Here is a 14,240-nt window from a genome sequence, read left to right on the forward strand (position 1 = left end):
CCCGGCTCTGCCGCCGCCGCGGCTCTGCCCGCGCGTCCCGTGCCCTTGGCGCTCTGCGCCGCCGCGTCCCGGCCGCTCCGCCGCTCCGCCAGCATCCGCCTGCTGCCCGCGGCCTGAGCGCTTGGACAGCGTCGCCTTAATTCCGCGCTCGATCAGCTCCAGATAAGCCCCGTCTCGCGGAGCGGCGAACGTCATCGCCTTGCCGGTCTGACCCGCTCGCCCGGTGCGGCCGATGCGGTGAATATAACTTTCCGCGTCATGCGGGATATCGTAGTTGATGACATGGGTAATGCCTTCCACATCCAGCCCGCGCGCAGCCACATCGGTGGCGACGAGCAGCTGAATTTTGGCGTCGCGGAACCGCTTCATCACCTGTTCGCGTTTGGCCTGCGTCAAATCCCCGTGCAGCTCATCGCAGGAATACCCTCGCTCGGCAAGCTCGGTGCGCAGCTTGCTGGCCCGGAGCTTCGTCCGGCAAAAAACCATCGCGAGATACGGATTTTCTTCGTCAATAATTTTACATAACGCCTCGAACTTCCCGCGGTCTGTCGTTTGAATAACGACTTGTTCGATCTCATCCAGCGTCACGCGTTTCGCTTTCACTTCGATTTCAACAGGCGGCCGCATATATTCCTTGGCTAATTGCCGGATACGCGGAGGCATAGTGGCCGAGAATAATAGCGTTTGTCTCCTGGATGGGGTAACGGAGATAATTTCCTCCACTTCCGACAAGAAGCCCATATGCAGCATTTGGTCGGCTTCATCCAGCACCAGCATCGAAAGCTTATGCAGTTTAACGGTGCCGCGGCGGATATGATCGAGCAAGCGGCCGGGCGTTGCAATTATAATATGTACGCTGCCCTCGAGCTTATGTATTTGTCTTTCCACGTCTTGTCCGCCGTAAGCCGATAGCACGCTCAGCTCTTTAAAGGCCGCCCAGCGCTTGACTTCATCCGTTATTTGAATCGCCAGCTCTCGGGTCGGCGTTACGATCAGCGCCTGCACGTTCGGGCTTTCGGGACGTACCGTTTCCAGCATCGGCAGGACGAAAGCGAGCGTTTTACCTGTTCCGGTTTGCGCCTGCGCAATCAGGTCGGCGCCTGAGAGAACGGCGGGGATGGCTTCCTTCTGGATAGGGGTGGGCTCAGCATACCCGAATTTGTGCAAAGCTTCGGCGAGGTTGTCCTCGATACCAAGAGCGGCGAATTCATTTTTCTTCATTATAATATCTCCTATAGAACCGATTTGAATGCGCCCGATAGCGGCCGGTACGGCAGCTGCGGACCATTTCTGAAATAATTACTTCTTATTAATAAAGCATTCTACAGCAATCCTGTACAAAAAGAAACTGCACACGCCGCGCATCGGCCATGTGCAGTCCGCTCGACGCGGCTAATATTCCCGTCCGTTGCCTTCCGCTTGATTCGGTATGGTCGGGGCCGTTCCGAAGGTAAGCTCCATCAGCTGGATGAATTGCGGTCGGTAGGGCTCCAGCGAACGCCCTTGCCAGCTCTCTTGAGCGATGCGGTTAAATTCATTGACAACCGTACGATTGGCGGAGATATACACGTCCGTCACACTAGGCTGCAGCGAACGAATCTTTTCAGCGATTTTTTGCTTGAACAGATGGGAGAGATGCTCGTGATGCATTTCCGTTTCGGCGCCGCTTCCCGTAATCAGCTGGTTCGGATCCGCATAGTCGTTCTCAGGGGTATAAGGATTATATAACCCTTTCACGATACCGTAATTATTGGTTTCGGTTCCTCTCACATCGCCGCCTCGCGTTCCGGTAGCTGTCATATCAATCGTTATGGCTGTATAAGCGGTGTTATCGCCCATCATGACGATCGCGCTGCTGACGCCGTCCATGGCGGCTACCTGATCGGACAGGTGCTGGCTCATCTCCAGCTTGGACACTTGATGCGTGACGGGAGCGTATTGCTGCTGGGTCTGATAAGCGCGGGACGTGTCCTGTCTCGGCATATCCCTTTTACTTCCATAGTTATTGGCGCTGTTGTAGTCGTACCAACTGAAGCAGCCGGTAACAATAAGGCAAAGCATCATTATGGCGGCCACGGATATCGATCGAAGAGTACGCAAACGAAAGCCCTCCTTCATGAATAGGAATCAGCGCATTGCAAACGATAGAATGCAGATTGTGTTCTGCTGGACGCGACTGCTGCTCCTTGACATTAGAATGGGTCTCCGAATGTGTTTTGATTCGCCTGTACGGGAGTCCAAAACATGCATAAACCGGCCGCTTTATGGAAATAACCTAATAGAACCGTATGTGAGGGTCTGCGCCATTCCAGAGGTCGGCCAAAACGCATTTTACAAAGAGGCCGAAAGCCTCGAAAAGCTTGATAAACCTAGACTTCCGAACGTTTTGTGAACTTTCCCAGATTCATTGACAAAAAACAGGGACGAATTTATAGTTATAATGGTAATTAGGTTCATTGACAAGATATGACCTATTTTGTTCGAAAAATACTTGCTTCATAAGGTGGGATTGATAAGATGATTCGATGGCAAAATCTGTGGCGTTTCATCCCTCTCTTCGGGTTGATGATGCTGCTGCTAACGGGGTGTGGGGACGATACGATTTCCGCCTTGAAGCCAAGGGGTCCGGTGGCCAGAGATCAGATGTTCCTGATGGAACTCAGCTTCGGGATCATGATTGCGGTCGTCGTTGTCGTGTTTGCGATTTATTTGTATGTCTTGGTTCGTTTTAGAAAGAAAAAAGGCGAGAAAGACATCATTCCGAAACAAGTGGAAGGCAGCCATACGCTGGAGATCATTTGGACGGTTATTCCGATTATCCTGCTCCTGGTTCTGGCGGTGCCGACGGTTCAATACACCTTCAAGGTGTTGGAGGACCACCGAGAAAACAAGGATGCGCTTACGGTCAAAGTAACGGCCCATGCTTTCTGGTGGCAGTTTGAATATCCGTCGCTGGGCATTTCCACGGCACAGGATCTGGTTATTCCAACGGGTAAGAAAATCGCTTTCGAACTAACTGCTTCCGATGTGAAACACTCCTTCTGGGTTCCTTCGCTCGGCGGTAAGATGGACACGAACCCGGGCTTGACGAACGTTTATTACTTGGAAGCCGACGATGCGGATACATTCTTGGGTAAATGTGCGGAGCTTTGCGGTGCGTCCCACACCTTGATGGATTTCAAAGTCAAGTCGATGGAACCGGCTCAGTTCGATCAATGGGTTGCGAAGATGAAAGCGCCGGCGGCAATTCCTGCAGACGCCAAAGCCGGAGAGCAGATCTTTAAAGACAACTGCTTGTCCTGTCACGCGGTCAACGCGCAGGGGCTCGGCGCAGGACCGAACTTGAACGGTTTCGCTTCACGCGAGAAAATAGCCGGCATTTTGCCGCATAATGATGAGAGCTTGAAGCAATGGATCGCAGATCCCCAATCGGTGAAGCCGGGTGCGAAGATGCCTGCGTTTTCCGAAGGCGCGCCGAATGTAGCTAAAGCGCTTAAGGATCAAGAGATCAACGACTTGGTTAAATATTTGAATTCGCTGAAGTTGCCTCAGTAAACGAGCATCAGGGAAAAAGGAGGTTAAATACGTGGCTCACGCACACACGGTAAAACGGCACACCGGTCTGATGGACTGGCTGACGACGGTTGACCATAAAAAGATCGGTGTTCTGTATATGATCGCCGGCGGAATTTTCTTCTTACTGGGCGGAATCGAAGCGATCTTGATTCGTATTCAGTTGCTTTATCCGGATCAAAAGATTTTTATCGGCGATACGTTCAACCAATTAACAACCATGCATGGTACGACCATGATTTTCTTGGCGGCGATGCCGGTCATCTTCGCCTTTATGAATGCCATCGTTCCTTTGCAGATTGGGGCCCGGGACGTTGCGTTCCCGTTCGTAAACGCACTTGGTTTGTGGCTTTTCGTCTTCGGGGGCTTATTGCTCAATACGTCTTGGTTTTTGGGCGGCGCACCTGCCGCCGGCTGGACGGCTTACCCGCCGCTCTCCGGTATTATAGATGCTACGGGGGCATTCAAGGGCGTTGACTTCTACGTGCTCGGTCTTCAGATTGCCGGTATCGGTACGCTGATCGGGGGGATCAACTTCCTGGTTACGATCATTAATATGCGTGCCCCGGGCATGACCTACATGAGAATGCCGATGTTCACTTGGGCATCGTTCATTACATCGTTGCTGATTTTGTTCGCTTTCCCTGCCATTACGGTCGGTCTTGTAGAATTGATGTTCGACCGGATTTTTGGCGGTGCTTTCTTTGATGTTGCGAAGGGCGGTAATCCGATTCTCTGGGAGCACATCTTCTGGATCTTCGGTCACCCTGAGGTTTATATCTTGATTTTGCCGGCTTTCGGTATTATTTCCGAGATCGTAGCTACATTCTCGCGTAAGCGTTTGTTCGGATACAGCTCCATGGTATTCGCAACGGCTTTGATCGGATTCCTGGGCTTCATGGTTTGGGCGCATCACATGTTTACAACAGGTATTGGCCCTGTCGGGGATGCCATATTCGGGGTTGCGACGATGGCGATCGCGATTCCGACCGGCGTCAAAATCTTTAACTGGCTGTTTACGCTGTGGGGCGGTCAAATCCGCTTTACAACAGCTAACATGTTCGCCACTTCGTTTATTCCGACGTTTACCATGGGTGGCGTAACGGGCGTTATGCTCGCCGTACCGGCGGCTGACTTCCAGTACCACGACACGTATTTCGTCGTTGCGCATTTCCACTACGTTATCGTAGGGGGCTTGGTTTTGGGCTTGTTCGCGGCTTCGTACTACTGGTGGCCGAAGATGTTTGGCCGCTTGTTGAACGAAACGCTGGGCAAAATCCACTTCTGGACATTTTTCATCGGCTTCCATATGACGTTCTTCCCGCAGCATTTCCTCGGCTTGATGGGGATGCCGCGCCGGGTGTTTACATTCCAGCCGGGCGTTGGCTTGGAACAAGGTAACTTTATCAGTACGATCGGCGCTTTCTTGATGGGTATCGGTATGATCGTGTTCCTGATCAATATCGCGGCTACTGCCAGAAAACCGATGAATGCAGGGTCAGACCCTTGGGATGCTCGTACGCTCGAGTGGACGATTCCGTCCCCGGCACCGGAATACAACTTCAAACAAACGCCTCTCGTACGCGGTTACGATGCGTTCTGGAAAGAGAAAATGGCGGGCAACAAAGAGATGACGCCGGCCGAGCCGCTGGGCTCGATTCATATGCCGTCGCCTTCGATTCTGCCTTTCCTGATGTCGCTCGGCTTGTTTATCGCCGGTTATGGCTTTATGTACCACATTTATATTGTAAGTATTCTCGGTATCGGGTTTACGCTCATATGTATGTTCTTCCGTTCCGTCTATGACGATCACGGCTTCCATATCGAGCCCGAAGAGTTAAACGATAAGGGGGTTAAGGCATGAGTGCAGCACATCATGAAGTAGGCGGTGCCCTGCCACCTCACGCGGAAACAGCAACCTTGGAAGGTAAGAATAAAGTTTTGGGCTTTTGGTTGTTCCTTGGCGGCGAATGCGTACTGTTCGGTACGTTGTTCGCTTCCTTCATCGCCCTCCGGAATCAAGTGCCGGACGGTCCGACGGCTCAGCATTTGTTCACGATGGATCTTGTTGCGATTTCAACGTTCATCCTGCTGACGAGCTCGTTGACCAGCGTATTTGCCACGATGGCGCTTCACCGCAATCAGTTCAAGAAGCTGCAAGCGTGGATGGCAGTAACCGTATTGCTCGGTCTGGCGTTCTTGGGTCTTGAAATTTACGAGTTTGTTCACTACGTGCACGAAGGCCACACGTTCTCGAAGAGCGCCTTCGCTACTTCGTTCTATACGTTGGTAGGGTTTCATGGAGCGCACGTTGCCTTCGGTGTGCTTTGGATTACCTTGTTGATTATTTCCGGGTTCAAAAAAGGTTTAACCGTGGTTACGGCGCCTAAGTATTACGTAGCCGGTTTGTACTGGCACTTTATCGACGTCGTTTGGGTATTCATCTTCACGGTCGTATACCTCCTCGGAAAGGTGGGTCCATAAGATGAGTAATCAGCACCAATCATCTTCGGCTGGAGATCATCGTCACCGTTTGGAAGGACCTCGAAACCATTACATTTCGTACATTGTTTCGATCGTGTTGACCATGCTGGCTTTCGCCGTAGTTCTGTACGGCGGTTTGGATCGCACGTTTATTATCTTCTTCCTTGTTGGTTTGGCCGTTGTCCAGGTCATTTTCCAGCTTGCTTATTGGATGCACATGAAGGATCGGGGCCACTTTTTCCCGATCATCGGGTTAGCATTCGGAACGTTTGTTGCACTTACAGCTGTTGCGGCCGGTGTTTACTGGCTCTGGTGGTAAGATAGAAGAGAGGCGGCTTGTCATTATTGAAAGCCCCTCTTTTTTAAAATACTTTGGGAAAAAATTCACGAATCAGACACAGACTCGAATTTGGGGCTACGCCCGAAAGGAGTTAACCGATATGGATTCCACTGTTTCCCATTCAGGACATGGAGCAGCGGGAACGTTTGCCGAGTTGTGGAGCCCAGGCCTGCTCCTGCTGCTGCTTGTTGTCGGTGTGTTGTATACGTTATGCGTTAACGCTTGGCGGCATCGGTTTGCGGACAGCGAACCCGTACCCCTCAAGCTGCAGCTGTACGGTTGGCTTGGTTTAATCCTATGGTATGCCGCGGAAGGAAGCCCGCTGGCCTATTACGGGCATCACTATTTTTTCAGTGTGCACATGTTTCAGCAGTCCATCTTGTATTTAATTATGCCGCCGCTCCTGCTGCTCGGCTTGCCGGGATGGCTTATGCGCTCCGCGATCCAAGGGGAAACGGCTAAGCGTGTCGTGTATATAATGACCAATCCCGTGCTTGCGTTGTTTTTGTTCAACTTTATTTTTTCGGTTTATCATATCCCGGTCGTGATGGATTGGTTGATGACTCATCCTACGATTCTCACGCTCTATAAGGCGGTCTTCTTGCTGTCGGCGTTTATGCTCTGGTTTCCTGTGTTTTGCCCGATGCCCGAGTACAGCCGGATGTCCGAGCTGAAGAGAATGGCGTACATTTTCATCAATGGGGTGCTGCTAACGCCCGCTTGTGCGCTCATTATTTTCGCCAAAGACCCGATGTACGCGATGTATTCGGCTGTGCCCGAGTATCATCTGCTGCTCCCGATGCTCGACGATCAGCAGTTGGGCGGAGTCATCATGAAAATCGTCCAGGAAATCGTTTACGGCATGGCACTCGGCTACACGTTCTACCGTTGGTACCGAAGGGAACGTAAACGCGAGGATGAGGAAGAGTTTGCGGACGATGATTATTATCCGGCGTCAGGGAATGTGAACCGAGCCTAAGCTATATCGAATAGATTGAGTTGCGAATGGTGGTGGACTAGTTTATGAAGCTTTCCGTTTTGCTGCCTACGATCAGTACGAGCTTTATCGTCATAAGCGCGATATTCGTTGCATTCGGATGGTATCATATTGTTAAGGGCAACCGGGATACGCATAAGAAGCTGATGTTGTGGGGCGCGGGCTTCGCGCTTGCCTTCTTTCTGATTTATGCGAGCCGCACGATTTTTGTCGGCAACACAAGCTTCGGCGGGCCGGAAGAGCTGAAGCTGGCGTATCATTTATTTTTGTTCTTCCATATAGCGCTGGCTACCGCTGCGGGCGTTTTCGGTATCGTAACGCTGCTGCATGCGTTTAATGAGCGTTTTGCCAAACATAAGAAAATCGGGCGCTGGACAGCCGTTATGTGGCTGTTGACTGCACCGACGGGCGTCGCGGTGTACACGCTGCTGTATGTGTTGTATCCGGGCGGCGAAACGAAACCGATGATCGATGCAATCTTCGGGCTATAAGCAGAAAGAAAGAAGACCTTCCTCAAGGGCAATTCGGGGAAGGTCTTCTTTCTTTGGTATAACAACATTATTTTAAAGCGCTGCCGCCGAACATAAAGCGGTATTCCCAGTGCTTGTTCTCGATACTATCGATCCGAACCCCGCCGGATTCCTTGGAGTATGTATGCAAAACTTTGCCTTCCCCTAGGTAAATGCCGACATGAGTGATGCGCTGATTGGCCTTGTTGGACGGGTATGACGATTTGCTGCTTCCGCGATACTCCATGAAGAACATCAGGTCGCCGGGCTTTAGGCTTTTCCAGTTCGTTGTCGTATTCCCAAGTGACTTGACATAGCTGCCTTGGGCGCGGGAATCGCTCGGGAGCGTCACGCCGGCACCTTCCTTGAAGGCTTGACGGACGAAGTCAGAGCAGTCGAAAGTACGGGTATTGGAACGGTCTGACCCATACTCGTAAGGGGTGCCCAAGTACTTCTTGCCAGCCGCGATTATTTTATCAATGGCTGCTGTCGTATTGCCCGTCGAGGGAGCTGTTGTCGACCCGCCGGAAGGCGTCTCGGAACTGATCGGAGAGGAGTCCGATACCCGGACGTATTTGCTGCTCGTTGAGATATAGCCGGTGCGGCCCTGGTCGTCTTGCACTTGATACCACCAGGCGTTGACTTTGGACAGGATGGTAACCTTTTCTCCGGCTTTGAGGTAACCGTATGCAGCTGAACTTGTATCAGGTTGTTTACGGAAGTTCACGCTGCTTGTAATCGTACCGGTGGCGGCGGCGTGGGCTTGATCGGCGTATGCGGCCAAGGACCCGACCGTAAACGTGGCGGCAAGGACAACGGCAACGATTTGCTTTTTCATAGAAATTCCCTCCTGCAGTTCTAGGTGTTGTGGTATGCATGTAAGTGCCGACGCTTCCGCGATTGCCGGGAATCGGCTTCGTTCGTGGGACGCGACAACAAGTTGACAACGGACGGCAGACCGTTCCACAATGGAATTATAGCCAGATGAAAGGGAGACAGGTGAACGTCAACGATGAATACATGGACATGGGGACCGCTTGTCCTCCATTACAACATGCTGCTGATCATGGGTGCGATTGCGGCGGGCTACGGCGCGCTGCACCTGCGGTTGCTTCGGAGATCCGATAGAGGCATTGTTACGTCGATTGCCGTCAATGCGCTGCTTGTGTGGGTGCTTGTCTGGAAATTAAGTTTGCTGCTGCTGGATTTTCGCGCTGTATTGGAAAATCCGATGTCGCTGCTTTATTTTAACGGCGGTCGGCGCGGAGTTTGGCTTGCTTGGCTGCTCTCGGCCGGATATGCAGCAATCGCTGCTGAGAAAAGAAAAATAGGCAGACCTGTTTATATCGATTCGTTAGCCGTCTCGGTTTTGGGGGGGTATGCGATATTTCATGCGCTGCATTTTATAATGAGCGGCTTTCAGCCGGTCACATCGGGCATCATTGGGGCGTTGGGCGCGGCAGCCGCCATCGTTTGGCTGCGTTCCCCTTTGCCGGAGACCCATCGCGCGTCGGTGCAGAGGCTGCTAGTCATTGCGATTGGCTGGGTGCTGGTCATTACAGTGGCGAACGGCCTGTTTGACAAGCCGGGGGGGCCGCCTGCGGCGGGAACAGCGGAAGGAGTGCCCGGACTGGGCGTCGGACAGCAGGCCCCTGATTTCGAGCTAAAACTGCTGAATGGGGAAACCATCCGATTGTCGGATTACAGGGGCCAAACCGTGTTTGTTAATTTTTGGGCGACCTGGTGTCCGCCTTGTCAGGCGGAGATGCCGTATATGCAGCAATTTTACTCGGATTATGCAAGAGACGGCGTGGTGATTCTGGGCGTTAACGCGACGCATACCGAGGCTAGCGTACCGGTCGTTGCGGCGTGGGTTAAGGAATGGAAGATTACCTTCCCGATTGCGCTTGACACGACGGGGGGCGTGACGGATACTTACCGCGTGAATGCCTACCCGGCTACGTATGTCGTCGACCCCGGCGGCGTCATTCGGGAGAAGCATCCCGGGCCGATGAACGGCGATATGCTGATGTCGGCATGGGAGAAAATAACAAATAAAAGTGAAAAATGATTCTAATAGGGGTGCAAGCTCTTTTTCATTTGCATAAAAAACCTTACGCATGATACCATGAATCTATTGGCAGGTCATATATACGTTTTCGTGACATCACTTTTCAGTTGAAGGAAGGGAATCAGCGTGGCACAGACAAGTATTATTTTGCGTGTGGAGCTCAATCATGAGCAAGTAACGTTCGGAGATGTAGCTGCAACAATCAGTAAAGCAGGGGGAGACATCACCTCGATCGACGTTATTCGTCCCGGCAAGGAATCGTCGGTACGCGATATTACCGTCGATGTGGCGGAATCCGCCGAGTCGCAGGTGGTTGAAGCGTTGAAATCGCATGACGGGATCAAGCTGATTAACGTATCCGACCGTACGTTTCTCGTGCATCTAGGCGGGAAAATCAACATGCAGCCGAATCTGCCGATCAAAAACCGCGACGACTTGTCCCGTGTTTACACCCCTGGGGTGGCTAGAGTTTGTACCGCAATTCATGAAAATCCGAGAAAAGCTTACTCGCTTACGATAAAACGCAATACGGTAGCCGTCATCACCGACGGAACGGCAGTGCTCGGACTGGGCGACATCGGTCCGCATGCAGCCGCGCCTGTCATGGAAGGGAAAGCGATGCTGTTCAAGCAGCTCGCCGGCGTCGATGCGTTCCCGATTTGTCTGGATACGAAGGATACGGAAGAAATTATTCGTACTATTAAAGCGATCAGCCCGATTTTCGGAGGCATTAACCTGGAGGATATCAGCTCTCCGCGATGCTTCGAGATCGAGACGCGCCTGAACGAGGAGCTCGATATACCGGTGTTTCATGACGATCAGCACGGAACGGCTGTCGTCGTTATCGCGGGTTTGCTGAATGCCTTGAAAGTGGTCGGTAAACGAATCGAGAACGTCCGCGTTGTGGTCAACGGAATCGGAGCGGCAGGCGTATCGATCTGCAAAATGCTGCTCGCCGCAGGGGTGACGCGCTTGGTGCCTGTCGACCGCGAGGGTGCCATCGTTCGCGGAGGCAGCTATCCTTACCCGATGTGGCAGTGGTTGGCCGACCAGCCGCAAGTCGAAGATAAGGCCGGAACGCTGAAGGACGTTATTCAAGACGCCGACGTGTTTATCGGTGTATCGCGGGGCGGTTTGCTGAACGAGGAAGACATCAAGAAAATGAAGCCGGACAGCATCGTCTTCGCGATGGCGAATCCGGAACCGGAAATTGCGCCGGAGGAAGCGCTCCCGCATGTTCGTGTGTTTGCAACAGGCCGAAGCGACTATCCGAACCAAATCAATAACGTGCTCGTGTTCCCCGGTATTTTCCGTGGGGCGCTCGACTGCCGGGCACGGCGGATCAACGAGCCGATGAAGCTGGCGGCTGCCCGCGCAATCGCTTCGGTTGTTACCGAAGCGGAGCTGAACGAGCACTACATCATCCCGAGTATATTTAACGACAAGGTCGTGACGAAGGTTCGCCACGCAATTATCGAAGCCGCTATCCTAACCGGGGTGGCAAGACGGATTCCGCCGGATTTCCGGTAGGATCGTGCAGGAAGAGAGAAGGCGTGGCCCAAAGGGTAACCCCTTGATGAAGACAGTTTTTCAAGAATAAACGAATAACCCTCCAAAACCACTGTTAAAGTGGAGTTGGGGGGTTATTTTTTAACTCGCGATACTACATCAATAGCGGATAGCCCGCAAGGCCAACTTGCGAAGAAACGCGTCGAACGCCCGTCCGCCCGGTCGGCTCCCGCCCGCTTCAGGGCATAAAGCCCTCTTGGCTCACGCGTATCCGCTGCGCCTCGAATCGCCGCGCGAGCTGCTCCCGCACGCGCAAGTACGCGCCGCGGTCGTACCACGCGTCGTACCCGTTCGCGCGATACAGCTCGCGCATACCAAGCCTCTCCGTCCGGCGCCCCTGGCTGCCGTCGCCCATAAAATAATCGTCGATCACCACGCGATCGACACCGGTTTCCGCCAGCCGGTCGGCCAGCCCGTCGCTGCACGGCAGCACGGGCGACACGGCGGCCTGCGTCGGCACCCCCGCCTCGGCGAGCCGCCGCAAGGCCGCGAATCGGGCGGCAATCGGCGGCGCCGCCGGCGTGAACAGCTTCCGGACCGACTCCATGTCGGTCTCAATGGTCAGGCTGACGCGGACGCGGGGCCCGAGCCGCCGCAGCACGTCGATATCGCGCGTGACCAACGGGCTGCGCGTCTGCACCATCACGAAGGCGAGCTCCTCGGGCGGGGATGCCGCCATGACCTCCAGCCAAGACCGCGTCAGACAGGCGCGGAACTCCTCAGGCTGGTAGGGGTCCGTCGCGGACGACATGAATACCGTAACCGGTTTTTTGCGTCCGGCACGCTTCAACTCCCGGCTCAACAAGCTGGCCGTATTTGCTTTTACGTCCACCCAATCGCCCCAAGGCGAGCCGCGAAATTTCGCGACCGGCATCTCCCGCACATAGCAGTATGAGCAAGCGAAGGCACAGCCTACATACGGATTTAACGTGTGCGTGTACCCGCTCAAGAAGCCCGATGCGGGAAGGAGCAGCCGCTTGGGCGCTGTGACTTTGATGGATTTTTGACGGGACATAAGCTTCAGCACGAATCCTTTCCGAATGACTGTTGGAGCCGGTGGCCGCTTCAGAGGCTGCGCGCCAATAGAGAAACCCGATTCTCCGCCGCTGCAGCAGCATGGAAAACCGGGTCAGATATGTGCTATTAGTCAGTGGAGCCGGTCGGCATCACTTCCGGGGAAGTCAGCTTGTCGTAGAACTCCGTAAATTTGTCCTTGTCGTCGCTGGAGCGAATGGCCATCGCGGCACGCGGGTGATCGTTCAGGACGCCGGCGATCATGTAAGGGATGATGTAACCCCACTCCCATTTCTCGCGCATCGAAATCATGTGTTTCTCGATAATGCCGAGCACCGGACGAAGATCGTATTTCGGGTTTTTCAAGTAGCTGACGAGCAGTTCAGTCGGACAGTTGCCCGCTGCGCGACCCATTCCGTAGACGGACGTGTCGAGGAACTCGACGCCTTTGCTCGCACCCGTGATCGTGTTGGAGAACGCCAGCTGCATGTTGTTGTGCATGTGCAGGCCGAGCTTCTTGTTCGGAAGCAGTCGTTGGAATTTGGACACTAGGTAGTCGATGTCTTTGTGATCCATGCTGCCGTAGGAGTCGACGACGTACACGACATCGACCGGGCTTTTGGCGATTTCTTCGAACGCTTCGTTCAGATCATTCTCCATCACATGCGAAAGCGCCATGATGTTGATCGTCGTTTCATAGCCGTAGTCGTGGAATTTTCGCACCAGATCGAGCGCTTTGTCCACATCTTTAATGTAACAAGCGACGCGGATCAGATCCAACATGCTTTGATCGCGCGGGAGAATATCCTTCTCATCCACACGGCCGATATCGACCAACGCGGAAAGCTTCGTACTGGTTTTTTGGGGGATGACTTCCTTCAGGAAATCCTCGTTAAGGAAGCGCCAAGGGCCGGCATCGGCACCTTTCAGCAATTTGGCCGAGTTTTTGTAACCAATTTCCATATATTCGACGCCGGCTTCGCTTAGACCCTGGTACATGTCCTTCACGAATTGGACGCTAAAGTCCCAGTTATTCACTAAACCGCCGTCGCGGATCGTACAATCCAAAATTTTGTGGTGTGTGTCGCGTGTCATCAAAATTACCCCTCTCCAAATTAACAAGTGCTCGCTGACATCTTTCGGGCTTTTAAGCTTTTTAGCTTTTAAGCGGTAAAGTATTTTATTAATTACTAATTTTACACAGTTTTTTGTATTTGTCAATCATAACAAATTCCAGAACGAGTGGCAATTTCCTTATATATTGAAAAATCAGTCGGCCAACCGTTGTGCAGGGCGACCTGCTATCAAAATCTAATATAATATACAAATAGTATCTATAATGAGAGGGAGGAGGAACGCTTTTTCAGGAAGTTCACTAAGAAAAAGATCATTGATTCGGGAGGATCCAAGTACATTCGTAAAATCGCATCGTTTACCTTATTCGTCATGTTGTTCGTCATGATCGTCCCGTTCGCTGCTTGGGGCGCCGGACCGGTCGCTTCAACCGAGGCCGCGTCCTTGCTCGTGCAGGATCAGGACGAGCCGGTATGGCCGAAACCGCTCACGTATTTGGATTTAGGCGACTCGCTCGCAGCCGGGGATGACGCCGCCGCAAAAAAAATGAATTTGCGCCGCAGCAGAACGCTTCAAGGGCTCAAGCGGCCGTGCTGCTGAAGCGGCTTT

At 53.0% G+C, this 14,240-nt stretch carries 14 protein-coding genes; 9 read left to right on the plus strand and 5 right to left on the minus strand.

Annotation, left to right across the window (positions count from 1 at the left end):
• Together JMF85_RS06535 and JMF85_RS06540 are read right to left on the minus strand one after the other, a co-directional pair.
• On the minus strand, positions 1 to 1,221 hold a 1,221-nt coding region (locus JMF85_RS06535), incomplete at its 3' end, for a DEAD/DEAH box helicase (RefSeq protein WP_201317936.1).
• A gap of 171 nt (positions 1,222 to 1,392) precedes the next feature.
• Positions 1,393 to 2,100: a YhcN/YlaJ family sporulation lipoprotein gene (locus JMF85_RS06540; protein WP_236595757.1), complete on the minus strand. Its 708-nt coding sequence runs from the start codon at positions 2,098 to 2,100 to the stop codon at positions 1,393 to 1,395.
• Between the two features lie 417 nt (positions 2,101 to 2,517).
• Here JMF85_RS06540 and coxB point away from each other — a divergent pair, with 417 nt between their 5' ends.
• The 6 genes from coxB (at position 2,518) to JMF85_RS06570 (ending at position 7,885) form a co-directional block, all read left to right on the plus strand.
• The gene (coxB, locus tag JMF85_RS06545) at positions 2,518 to 3,555 is read left to right on the plus strand and encodes a cytochrome c oxidase subunit II (RefSeq protein WP_201317937.1); all 1,038 of its coding nucleotides are present in this window, start codon (positions 2,518 to 2,520) and stop codon (positions 3,553 to 3,555) included.
• A 70-nt stretch (positions 3,556 to 3,625) separates the two neighbouring features.
• Positions 3,626 to 5,437: a cytochrome c oxidase subunit I gene (gene ctaD, locus JMF85_RS06550; RefSeq protein WP_201317945.1), complete on the plus strand. Its 1,812-nt coding sequence runs from the start codon at positions 3,626 to 3,628 to the stop codon at positions 5,435 to 5,437.
• A complete protein-coding gene (locus JMF85_RS06555) occupies positions 5,434 to 6,057 on the plus strand; it encodes a cytochrome (ubi)quinol oxidase subunit III (protein WP_127608987.1) in 624 nt (207 codons plus the stop codon). The genes ctaD and JMF85_RS06555 overlap by 4 nt, the downstream gene beginning before the upstream one ends.
• Position 6,058: 1 nt before the next feature.
• Positions 6,059 to 6,376, plus strand: coding sequence for a cytochrome C oxidase subunit IV family protein (locus tag JMF85_RS06560; protein ID WP_127608988.1), 318 nt, complete (start codon positions 6,059 to 6,061; stop codon positions 6,374 to 6,376).
• Between the two features lie 121 nt (positions 6,377 to 6,497).
• Positions 6,498 to 7,376, plus strand: coding sequence for a cytochrome c oxidase assembly protein (locus JMF85_RS06565; protein ID WP_127608989.1), 879 nt, complete (start codon positions 6,498 to 6,500; stop codon positions 7,374 to 7,376).
• Between the two features lie 44 nt (positions 7,377 to 7,420).
• Positions 7,421 to 7,885 carry a DUF420 domain-containing protein gene (locus tag JMF85_RS06570; RefSeq protein WP_127608990.1) on the plus strand — a complete coding sequence of 155 codons (465 nt, stop codon included), beginning with the start codon at positions 7,421 to 7,423 and terminating at the stop codon, positions 7,883 to 7,885.
• A 67-nt stretch (positions 7,886 to 7,952) separates the two neighbouring features.
• Here the strand turns inward: JMF85_RS06570 and JMF85_RS06575 are convergent, their stop codons facing one another.
• Positions 7,953 to 8,741 carry a C40 family peptidase gene (locus JMF85_RS06575; protein ID WP_127608991.1) on the minus strand — a complete coding sequence of 263 codons (789 nt, stop codon included), beginning with the start codon at positions 8,739 to 8,741 and terminating at the stop codon, positions 7,953 to 7,955.
• Between the two features lie 174 nt (positions 8,742 to 8,915).
• Between JMF85_RS06575 and JMF85_RS06580 the strand changes: the two genes are divergently transcribed.
• Both JMF85_RS06580 and JMF85_RS06585 read left to right on the plus strand, forming a co-directional pair.
• Entirely contained in the window at positions 8,916 to 9,974 is a 1,059-nt protein-coding gene (locus tag JMF85_RS06580; protein WP_201317938.1) for a redoxin domain-containing protein, read from the plus strand.
• A 126-nt stretch (positions 9,975 to 10,100) separates the two neighbouring features.
• Entirely contained in the window at positions 10,101 to 11,504 is a 1,404-nt protein-coding gene (locus tag JMF85_RS06585; RefSeq protein ID WP_201317939.1) for an NAD-dependent malic enzyme, read from the plus strand.
• Between the two features lie 217 nt (positions 11,505 to 11,721).
• On the opposite strand, the gene JMF85_RS06590 is transcribed toward JMF85_RS06585, so the two are convergent.
• Positions 11,722 to 12,558, minus strand: a complete 837-nt coding sequence (locus tag JMF85_RS06590; protein WP_201317946.1) for an SPL family radical SAM protein — start codon at positions 12,556 to 12,558, stop codon at positions 11,722 to 11,724.
• Between the two features lie 128 nt (positions 12,559 to 12,686).
• Positions 12,687 to 13,652 (minus strand): aldolase catalytic domain-containing protein, encoded by a 966-nt coding sequence (locus JMF85_RS06595; protein WP_155615709.1) that lies wholly within the window; start codon positions 13,650 to 13,652, stop codon positions 12,687 to 12,689.
• A gap of 363 nt (positions 13,653 to 14,015) precedes the next feature.
• Between JMF85_RS06595 and JMF85_RS06600 the strand changes: the two genes are divergently transcribed.
• Entirely contained in the window at positions 14,016 to 14,231 is a 216-nt protein-coding gene (locus tag JMF85_RS06600) for a hypothetical protein (RefSeq protein WP_155615710.1), read from the plus strand.
• The last annotated feature ends 9 nt before the right edge of the window (positions 14,232 to 14,240 follow it).

Source organism: Paenibacillus sp. EPM92 (assembly GCF_016586185.1).
Classification (GTDB): Bacteria; Bacillota; Bacilli; order Paenibacillales; family NBRC-103111; genus Paenibacillus_G; species Paenibacillus_G validus.

Bases quoted from the DNA above. Each gene is read 5' to 3' on its own strand.
- coxB (WP_201317937.1), top strand. From the start codon at position 2,518: ATGATTCGATGGCAAAATCTGTGGCGTTTCATCCCTCTCTTCGGGTTG.
- ctaD (WP_201317945.1), top strand. From the start codon at position 3,626: ATGGACTGGCTGACGACGGTTGACCATAAAAAGATCGGTGTTCTGTAT.
- JMF85_RS06555 (WP_127608987.1), top strand. From the start codon at position 5,434: ATGAGTGCAGCACATCATGAAGTAGGCGGTGCCCTGCCACCTCACGCG.
- JMF85_RS06560 (WP_127608988.1), top strand. From the start codon at position 6,059: ATGAGTAATCAGCACCAATCATCTTCGGCTGGAGATCATCGTCACCGT.
- JMF85_RS06565 (WP_127608989.1), top strand. From the start codon at position 6,498: ATGGATTCCACTGTTTCCCATTCAGGACATGGAGCAGCGGGAACGTTT.
- JMF85_RS06570 (WP_127608990.1), top strand. From the start codon at position 7,421: ATGAAGCTTTCCGTTTTGCTGCCTACGATCAGTACGAGCTTTATCGTC.
- JMF85_RS06575 (WP_127608991.1), bottom strand. From the start codon at position 8,741: ATGAAAAAGCAAATCGTTGCCGTTGTCCTTGCCGCCACGTTTACGGTC.
- JMF85_RS06580 (WP_201317938.1), top strand. From the start codon at position 8,916: ATGAATACATGGACATGGGGACCGCTTGTCCTCCATTACAACATGCTG.
- JMF85_RS06590 (WP_201317946.1), bottom strand. From the start codon at position 12,558: ATGTCCCGTCAAAAATCCATCAAAGTCACAGCGCCCAAGCGGCTGCTC.
- JMF85_RS06595 (WP_155615709.1), bottom strand. From the start codon at position 13,652: ATGACACGCGACACACACCACAAAATTTTGGATTGTACGATCCGCGAC.
- JMF85_RS06600 (WP_155615710.1), top strand. From the start codon at position 14,016: ATGATCGTCCCGTTCGCTGCTTGGGGCGCCGGACCGGTCGCTTCAACC.